The 8,651-nt window shown below is 42.4% G+C and carries 8 protein-coding genes; 6 read left to right on the top strand and 2 right to left on the bottom strand.

Annotation, left to right across the window (positions count from 1 at the left end; all coding sequences use genetic code 11):
• Both G5B30_RS02360 and G5B30_RS02355 read right to left on the bottom strand, forming a co-directional pair.
• Positions 1 to 1,034, bottom strand: a 1,034-nt coding sequence (locus tag G5B30_RS02360; RefSeq protein WP_206366977.1) for a hypothetical protein, incomplete at its 3' end; no start/stop codon positions are given.
• Between the two features lie 231 nt (positions 1,035 to 1,265).
• A complete protein-coding gene (locus G5B30_RS02355) occupies positions 1,266 to 2,147 on the bottom strand; it encodes an AraC family transcriptional regulator (protein ID WP_165318345.1) in 882 nt (293 codons plus the stop codon).
• Between the two features lie 203 nt (positions 2,148 to 2,350).
• Here G5B30_RS02355 and G5B30_RS02350 point away from each other — a divergent pair, with 203 nt between their 5' ends.
• The 6 genes from G5B30_RS02350 (at position 2,351) to G5B30_RS02325 (ending at position 8,576) form a co-directional block, all read left to right on the top strand.
• Positions 2,351 to 2,683, top strand: a complete 333-nt coding sequence (locus G5B30_RS02350; protein ID WP_317164303.1) for an MmcQ/YjbR family DNA-binding protein — start codon at positions 2,351 to 2,353, stop codon at positions 2,681 to 2,683.
• An 85-nt stretch (positions 2,684 to 2,768) separates the two neighbouring features.
• A complete protein-coding gene (locus tag G5B30_RS02345; protein ID WP_165318344.1) occupies positions 2,769 to 3,245 on the top strand; it encodes a MarR family winged helix-turn-helix transcriptional regulator in 477 nt (158 codons plus the stop codon).
• Between the two features lie 93 nt (positions 3,246 to 3,338).
• Positions 3,339 to 5,765: a 3-hydroxyacyl-CoA dehydrogenase/enoyl-CoA hydratase family protein gene (locus tag G5B30_RS02340; protein ID WP_165318343.1), complete on the top strand. Its 2,427-nt coding sequence runs from the start codon at positions 3,339 to 3,341 to the stop codon at positions 5,763 to 5,765.
• 67 nt (positions 5,766 to 5,832) lie between these two features.
• The gene (locus tag G5B30_RS02335; RefSeq protein ID WP_165318342.1) at positions 5,833 to 6,183 is read left to right on the top strand and encodes a four helix bundle protein; all 351 of its coding nucleotides are present in this window, start codon (positions 5,833 to 5,835) and stop codon (positions 6,181 to 6,183) included.
• A gap of 71 nt (positions 6,184 to 6,254) precedes the next feature.
• Positions 6,255 to 7,427, top strand: coding sequence for an acetyl-CoA C-acyltransferase (locus G5B30_RS02330; RefSeq protein ID WP_165318341.1), 1,173 nt, complete (start codon positions 6,255 to 6,257; stop codon positions 7,425 to 7,427).
• Positions 7,428 to 7,676: 249 nt separating this feature from the next.
• Positions 7,677 to 8,576, top strand: coding sequence for a sulfite exporter TauE/SafE family protein (locus tag G5B30_RS02325; protein WP_165318340.1), 900 nt, complete (start codon positions 7,677 to 7,679; stop codon positions 8,574 to 8,576).
• The last annotated feature ends 75 nt before the right edge of the window (positions 8,577 to 8,651 follow it).

The following is an 8,651-nucleotide window of genomic DNA, read 5'->3' as shown; positions in this document are numbered from 1 at the left end:
ACAGCATTATAACTTACAGCTCCTTCGTTGAGGTTCAGCACTACCGGTGTACCGTTCTCACCTGTATAGGTCAGTTCGTTTGTTGCGGCATTGTAACCTAACGTAGTCAAAGTCTCGTTAGCCTGTACAATATCTTTTAAGTCCACAGTCTGCGTTACCCCTAGGGTGTTGAGATAGCTTAAGATGGAAGTAGCCGGGTCATAAGTCAGATCCGTATTGTTGAGATTGACCGGTGTGGCAACCCCTGCTTCGTCGGTATAGGTCAGAACGTTGGAGGCAGCATCATAAGTTACAGCTCCTTCGTTGAGGTTCAGTACGACCGGTGTACCGTTCTCACCTGTATAGGTCAGCTCGTTGGTCGTCGAGTTGTAACCTAAAGTAGTCATGGTTTCATTGGCCTCCACGATATCGCCCAGGTCAACGGTCTGCGTTACACCTAGGGTGTTCACATAACTTAGAACAGCGGTGGAGACGTCATAAGTCAATCCGGTATTGTTGAGGCTGACCGGCGTGGCAACTCCTGTTTCATCGGTGTAGGTTAGAATATTGGTTGCTGCATCATAAGTTACGGCCCCTTTATTCAGGTCCAGTACGACCGGTGTTCCGTTTTCTCCTGTATAGGTCAGTTGGTGGCTCGTCCCGTCATAAGCAAGAGCGGTCTGCGTTTCATTAGCTTTAACAGCTTGTACTAGATTAATCGTTTGTGGATTCCCATTTATATCGATATAATTGATGACGTAAGTATTGGGATTATAAGATATATTAGACGCAAAGCCAGGGGTCAGCAAAATCCATTTTGTACCATCGTTGTAATATATACCTGGTACGACATCATTTGTAGTCGCAGTATTGTACAACATCATGCCGGCAACATGTGCGGATAAAGGTGCTGATTCTGTTGTTCGAACCAACGCTACACGCGCATGCAATAACCCTCTATTTATACTTGACAGCTCTAAAATTGCGTTTGCGTTCGGGGGAGCACCACTACTAGCATTATCCGACAATTTTTGTTGAGCTGCAGCTATATTCATAAAAAGGAGAAAGCTTATTGCTAAGCTCAATTGTTTTTTCCTCATAGCTTTTCTCATAGATACAGTTACAAATATGCTGTATCCATTCTATAAAGACAATGAAATTTCTATATTAGATAAAAAAATATCGATAAACAATAAAAATAGCACGAAATATCCGTGTTAGGTGACCGATATTTAATGGTGACGAGCTGATATGTAGATATATATAAGAGTAACGTTAGACGAACGCTACGCTGTCATCGGCTCGGCCTCCAGTGCTTTTCTGTATTCTTTTGGTGTCATATCTTTCAGTCTTTTGAACTGTCGGTTGAAATTGGCAAGGTTATTAAATCCGCATTCGTAGGCTACAGATATGATCGTTTTATCTTTATTGGCTAAAAGTTTACAGACATGTCCGATACGTATAGCGTTAAGATATTCGACAAAAGTCATCCTAAAGTGTTCCTTAAAGAAATTACAGAATGTCGTTGTGGCCATGTTGGCTTCATCGGCGACCTCTTTGAGCGTAATTTCCCGATGAAAATTGCGCAATACGTATTCGGTGATCTTGCTATAACGGTCCGAATAAATTTCTTTTGTGTGTTCCATATAGGAAGGGCTGGCCAAAGGTTCGTATTCCGTGCTGTTGGCCAGAATATCGAATATTTCAAATAGAGAAGACAACCGCTTCAAACCGTTTTGCTCAAGCATATCGTTCATAATCTTTGCGATCCGCATACGCGTAGAACCTAAAATGACCAAGCCTCGGTTAGCCAGAGTCAACACTCTTTTTAAAGACTCAGCCTCAGGAAGGTTTAGGAAATTATTTCCCAAGAAATCTTCTAAAAAATGTACAACTACCGCATCTGCAAAGGACGTGTTTTCTTTGTCAAAATATTTTTTATCGTTAACCCAGACATGAGGAAGTGCCGGGCCCATTAAAACAAGATCCCCTTCTGAAAAAGTACCGATATGATCGCCGACCATACGTCGACCACTGCTTTTATTGACTAATACAAATTCATACTCCGGATGGTAATGCCAGGGGCAGGGAAAGAATAAACCAGTCTCTTTGAAAACGATAAATGACTTGTCGAACTCTTTGGGCAATCTATATTCAATGGCCTTCATAAAATATGATTTATTTTGGTAATGATACTAATTTACTAACTTATTGTGTAGAATACAATAATAGGTTTTCATTTTTGAAAGATAAGATCATAATTATAAAATATACTACCAGCGCTAATATAGTTTTGAGGATCAAAAAAAGTTTGTATTTTTAGATACCCAGAATGAAGCCTATGCATATTGAGGAATTACGAACTTATTGCTTGTCGAAACAACAAGCTACGGAAAGCCTGCCTTTCGGACCAGACACGTTAGTCTTTAAAGTTGGTGAGAAAATTTTTCTCCTTGTGGGTCTGGACCAGATCGACGATCTAAAGTTCAATGTCAAATGTGATCCCGAATATGCGGTTACATTGCGGGGACAATTTGAACATACGGTGCTCCCTGGCTACCACATGAACAAAAAACATTGGAATACGGTGTATTGCAATCGACAGTTGGAAGACGATAGGTTGAAGCAACTAATTGACCATAGCTACGATCTGGTTTTTCAGTCCCTACCAAAGGCAATACGTGATCTCATCAGCTTTTCTTAAAAAGTATTTGAAGATCGGGGGAAATTACGTTAATTTTGTTATGCCTGCATAATAACTTGCAGGTGTTCAAAAAGAGACCTTAGCTATGAGCCAAAATAATACAATTGACTATTTTTTAAAAGCTGCATGGCAAACTGTGGCCAATAAATATAATAACATTGCATCACAGCATGGTTTTACCCAAGCAGCGGGATATATTTTAATAAATATACATAAAGAAGGAACGGCAGTTTCGCAGATCGCTAATTACACAGGTGTAAAAACAACCTCCTTATCCAGGGTACTAAACAATCTGGAGAATCTGGGGTTTATCTATAGGGAAAGCTGTGCAAAGGACAAACGATCTGTAAAAGTGTATCTTACGCCCTTGGGTGTGGAGAAAAGAAAACTTGCCAAAAACGTGGTCAGGGGACTCAACGATTATCTGGAATCACAATTCTCTGAACAGGAGAAGGAACAGTTGATAGCAATGCTTGCCAAGGTAAACGAGGGGGCTGCCAGCTATGAACCCGACCCTGATATATCAAGAACAGATAAAACCGCCGAAGGCAGCATGAACTGAGCGAAGCGATCTCATTCATGCCGTTAAAAGCGAGCATAACATGAATAATGCCTTTAGAAATGTACACAGTAATGAATAAACAAAAATAGACAGATGAAAAGGATTGTTAAAAAAGTAGCGGTTTTAGGGTCCGGGGTGATGGGGTCGCGTATTGCCTGTCATTTTGCCAATATCGGTATGGAGGTGTTGTTGTTGGATATGGTGCCGAAAGAGCTTTTGCCGGTTGAAGAGGCGAAGGGATTAACACTGGAAAGTATGACAGTCCGCAACCGTATCGTCAATCTTTCGCTGGATACTGCCGTCAAATCGAATCCAGCCCCTCTCTTTAGTAAAACTTTTATTAAACGTATCACCACGGGCAACTTTGACGATGATATGTCGAAGATCGCAGAAGCAGATTGGGTCATTGAAGTTGTCGTTGAACGTCTGGATATTAAGAAAACAGTCTTTGATCAGGTCGAACAGTTTCGTAAAGCAGGAACTTTGATTACGTCCAATACATCCGGTATTCCTATTCATCTGATGGCTGAAGGCCGTTCGGAAGACTTTAAACAGCACTTCTGCGGGACACACTTTTTTAATCCGCCACGTTATCTGGAATTGTTGGAGATTATTCCGACCTCATTTACCCATCAGGAAGTCATTGACTTTTTGGTTCATTTCGGCGATAAGATGCTGGGGAAGACTGTGGTACTGTGTAAAGATACCCCCGCTTTTATAGGTAACCGTATCGGTGTTTACTCCATGCTGGCATTGACACATTTGGTCGAACAAATGGGTCTTTCTGTAGAAGAGGTCGATAAATATACCGGGCCTGCGATGGGGCACCCGAAGTCTGCAACTTTCCGGACGGCGGATGTGGTGGGATTGGATACTTTGGTGAATGTGGCGAAAGGATTGGTCGAGAATGTTCGGGATGATGAAGCGAAAGGAGTCTTCCAGCTACCTGCTTTTATCACCAAAATGGTAGAAAATAAGTGGTTGGGTGAGAAGACAAAGAAGGGTTTTTATGAAAAAGTAAAGGCTACAGATGGAAGTTCGGAGATCTTGTCGTTGGACCTCAAAACCTTGGAATATGGCCCACAACATAAAATAAAATCCGATACAATGGAGGCAACGAAAGGGGTAGAGGATATCCGTAAGCGGATGCAGGTGTATGCACAGGGTCATGATAAAGCAGGGGAACTGTTTCGTGCAATGCACTACCCGTTGTTTGAATATGTATCCAAACGCGTTCCAGAAATTACGGATGATTTCTTTCGTATTGATGATGCCATGCGTGCGGGCTTTGGTTGGGAAATCGGCCCTTTTGAAGTATGGGATGCACTTGGGGTGCGGGATACCGTAGCGAAGATCAAGGATGAGCTCAAACGCTTGCCCGGACAAGAAGGCAAGGTGGCGCAATGGGTTCTCGACATGTTGGCGGCAGGGCATGAAAGCTTTTATAAAATAGAAAATGGTGTTCGTCATTATTACGATATTTCATCGAAGTCCTATAAACCTATTCCGGGAGCAGAAGATCGAATTGTGCTGGATCATGTTCGCGAAACAAAAACTATTTGGAAAAACTCCGGTGTTTCGATCATCGATCTTGGGGACGGTATTATCAACTGTGAATTTCATACCAAGATGAATACCATTGGAGGGGATGTTATCGAAGGGATCCATAAAGCAATTGATCTGGCGGAGAAAGAATATCGCGGGCTGGTAATCAGTAATGACGGCAAAAACTTCTCTGCTGGAGCAAATATAGGCATGATTTTCATGATGGCTGTAGAGCAGGATTTTGATGAACTGGATACTGCGGTGCGTACCTTTCAAAATACAGCCATGCGTATTCGTTATTCGGCTATTCCGGTAGTGGTGGCACCGTTTCAGCTGACATTAGGCGGTGGTTGCGAATTTTCGATGCATGCCGATTTTGTGCAGTTACATGCCGAGACATACATGGGGCTAGTCGAGTTTGGCGTGGGGGTCATTCCGGGAGGTGGAGGATCGAAAGAGTTTGCCCTACGTGCTTCGGACGAATATAAAGCGGATCAGATTGTGCAAAATACATTGAAAGATCGTTTTCTGACGATAGGTCAAGCTAAGGTGTCTACCTCTGCGGTGGAAGCTTATGAACTGGGTTATCTGCAAGCGGGTAAATATAGCATTACGATGAATAGGGCCCGATTGTTAGCGGATGCGAAAGTGAAAGCACTTGAGCTGGCGGATGCGGGATATGTACAACCGGCTCCTCGAAAAGATATTAAGGTATTGGGAAATCAAGGGTTGGGCATTGTATATGTAGGAGCTTCCTCGATGCGGGCCGGGAACTTTATTTCCGATCACGATAAGAAGATTTCAGAAAAACTGGGCTGGGTTATGTGCGGTGGCAACCTTTCTGCACCGACTGAGGTGTCCGAGCAATATTTGCTTGATCTTGAACGGAAAGCATTTGTCGAATTATGTGCTGAGAAAAAAACATTAGAACGGATACAGCATATGCTGACGAAAGGGAAGCCGTTGCGTAATTAGTATTGCGTATTGCGATGGACGTATTGCGATATGGTGTATCATGATTTTAAAAGAAATGTGATTAATTATGCATAATATTCAAGATTTAAAAATTTGGCATCGTGCTATTGATCTTTGTACACTTATCTATAAAATATCGGCAGAATTTCCAAGCGATGAACGTTTCGGGTTGATTTCTCAGATAAGAAGATCCTGTGTTTCAGTAGCATCAAATATTGCTGAAGGAGCAGGTCGGAATACTAACGGCGAATTTATTCAATTTTTAGGTATAGCAAACGGATCTGCTTATGAACTTCAAACCCAAGTAATCATCGCTCAAAAGCTAGGACTATTTAGCACAGATTCTGTTTTGGTTTTGGACAAAATTGATGAAATTCAGAAAATGTGTTATAAACTACAACAAAGTTTGAAAAAATAATAATGTGTATTGTTATAAGCGATGGAAAGGCTCGCGATACGCAATACGCTTTACGCAATACTAATAAAAATATGGAAGCATACATTGTAGCAGGTTACCGTACGGCGGTGGGGAAGGCTCCGCGAGGCGGTTTTCGTTTTATGCGTGCAGACGATTTGGCAACAAGTGTCATTAAGCATTTGATGGCTGCTGTTCCCAATTTGGATAAAAATGCTATCGACGATGTAATCGTCGGAAACGCGATGCCTGAAGCTGAACAGGGCATGAATATGGCGAGATTCATTTCGTTGATGGGCTTGGATACTGACAAAGTACCGGGGGTGACGGTGAACAGGTATTGTGCCTCGGGTTTGGAGACAATTGCCACAGCGACTGCAAAAATAAAGACCGGAATGGCGGATGTGATCATCGCGGGAGGTGCGGAGGTGATGTCAGGTATGCCATTTGGGGGTTGGAAAATCGTTCCCAATCCTGTTGTTGCCAAGGAGCATCCGGATTGGTATTGGGGTATGGGTCTGACTGCGGAGGCTGTAGCACAGGATTTTAACGTTTCGCGTGCAGATCAGGATGCATTTGCATTAAAATCCCATCAAAAAGCATTGGCAGCTATCCAAAATGGTCACTTGCAGGATGGTATTGTCCCGATAACGGTGACGGAGAATTATCTGAAGGACGGAAAAATGGCAACACGCGAATATGTTGTTGATACGGATGAAGGACCACGAGCGGATACCACGTTAGAGGCGTTGGCTAAACTAAAACCTGTATTTGCAGCAGGAGGTTGCGTAACAGCAGGAAACTCGTCGCAAACGTCGGATGGTGCTGCTTTTGTACTAGTCATGTCGGAAAAGAAGGTGCAGGAGTTAGGATTGAAGCCTATTGCACGCTTGATTTCTTATGCGGTAGCGGGGGTACCCCCTCGTGTAATGGGTATAGGGCCTATATTTGCTATTCCCAAGGCATTGGCACAGGCGGGGCTTACGAAAGAGGATATTGATTTATTTGAACTCAATGAAGCTTTTGCTTCGCAATCCTTGGCGGTTATTCGAGAACTGGGGTTGGATGAGGAAAAAGTGAATGTAAACGGTGGTGCGATCGCATTAGGCCATCCCCTTGGATGTACCGGAGCCAAGCTGACTGTTCGGCTATTGCATGAATTGAAGCGTAGAGGGAAGAGGTATGGTATGGTCACCATGTGTGTGGGTACAGGTCAGGGAGCAGCAGGAATATTTGAGTTGCTATAGCGTAAAGAGTGCTAAAAAGAGCAAAAATAATTGAGGATCGCTAGCGTTATTGTTTGCTTTTTGTAATAAAAATAGTTGTTATTTTTTGAATCTGATAATTTATATCAGATTTTTTTATTGTTTTTGCAAAAAGAATATAAAGTCTATTAAAATAGTAGACTATAATAAAAATGTTTTTATATTTGTCGGGTCAATAGTGAAGCACTGTTACGGTAGTATAAATAGACACGAAAATATAACATAAAAACGATGGAGAAAGCAATAGCCTTATTACGATTAAATCACATCAAGGGTAAAATCACATTGAAGCATGTAGGCTGGCTGATGATTTTGTTAAAAGTAGTAATCGCAGGCTATTTTCTTTACCTTCTGTTTGAGGGGGTTCGACATAATGCTTTTGAATTTGGTGAAAAATTTCTGTGGTTTATTGTAGCGGGATTTGTTGCACAACTGATCGATGGTGCATTGGGTATGGCCTATGGGGCGAGCTGTACGAGCTTATTATTGTGGTTTGGTATCCCCCCAAAGTTTGCGTCTGCCAGTGTACATACCTCCGAGATTTTTACCACTGGCGTGTCTGGACTCTCGCATATCCGCTTTGATAACATCGATAAGAAATTGTTTTTTCAGCTCGTCGTGACAGGCGTCATTGGGGCTGTGATAGGTGCTTACCTCATTGCTGATTTTTTTGATGGTGCTGCGGTGAAACCTTTTATATCTCTTTATTTACTTTTTCTGGGGGGGTACTTGCTGTATAAAGCATTTAAGAAGAAGCAGCAGGAGAAAAAAGAAGTCAAAAGAGCTCCATTGTTGGCTTTTGTCGGAGGTTTGCTGGATGCAATAGGTGGAGGCGGATGGGGCCCGATTGTTACTTCCAATCTGTTGAGTCAGGGAAAGAGTCCGAGATATACTATCGGTACGGTGAATACAGCGGAGTTTTTTGTAACTTATTTTGCAACGGTGGTGTTCATCTTTATACTTGGTGTTCAGCATTTAGAAATCGTTCTGGGCTTGATTATCGGAGGAGTGGCAGCAGCACCTATAGGAGCGTATGTTGCTTCACGTATCAACCAACGGCTGTTACTTATTATTGTAGGAATTGCAGTGGTCCTGATTTCTGCATGGGGTGTTATCTCTTTTTGGCTATAGGAATGCTTAACAATTAATTAAATATATGAAAAATCATCGCGTTAACCTATACTGCCTCTCGCGCCGTATGCGAAT

Source organism: Sphingobacterium sp. SGG-5, from assembly GCF_011043525.1.
GTDB lineage: Bacteria > Bacteroidota > Bacteroidia > Sphingobacteriales > Sphingobacteriaceae > Sphingobacterium.
The sequence above is the reverse complement of the archived record's forward strand: the minus strand, read 5'-3'. Positions and strand labels throughout refer to the sequence as shown.

Excerpts from the sequence above, each read along its gene's own strand:
- G5B30_RS02355 (WP_165318345.1), bottom strand. The coding sequence starts at position 2,147 with ATGAAGGCCATTGAATATAGATTGCCCAAAGAGTTCGACAAGTCATTT.
- G5B30_RS02345 (WP_165318344.1), top strand. The coding sequence starts at position 2,769 with ATGAGCCAAAATAATACAATTGACTATTTTTTAAAAGCTGCATGGCAA.
- G5B30_RS02340 (WP_165318343.1), top strand. The coding sequence starts at position 3,339 with ATGAAAAGGATTGTTAAAAAAGTAGCGGTTTTAGGGTCCGGGGTGATG.
- G5B30_RS02335 (WP_165318342.1), top strand. The coding sequence starts at position 5,833 with ATGCATAATATTCAAGATTTAAAAATTTGGCATCGTGCTATTGATCTT.
- G5B30_RS02330 (WP_165318341.1), top strand. The coding sequence starts at position 6,255 with ATGGAAGCATACATTGTAGCAGGTTACCGTACGGCGGTGGGGAAGGCT.
- G5B30_RS02325 (WP_165318340.1), top strand. The coding sequence starts at position 7,677 with ATGGAGAAAGCAATAGCCTTATTACGATTAAATCACATCAAGGGTAAA.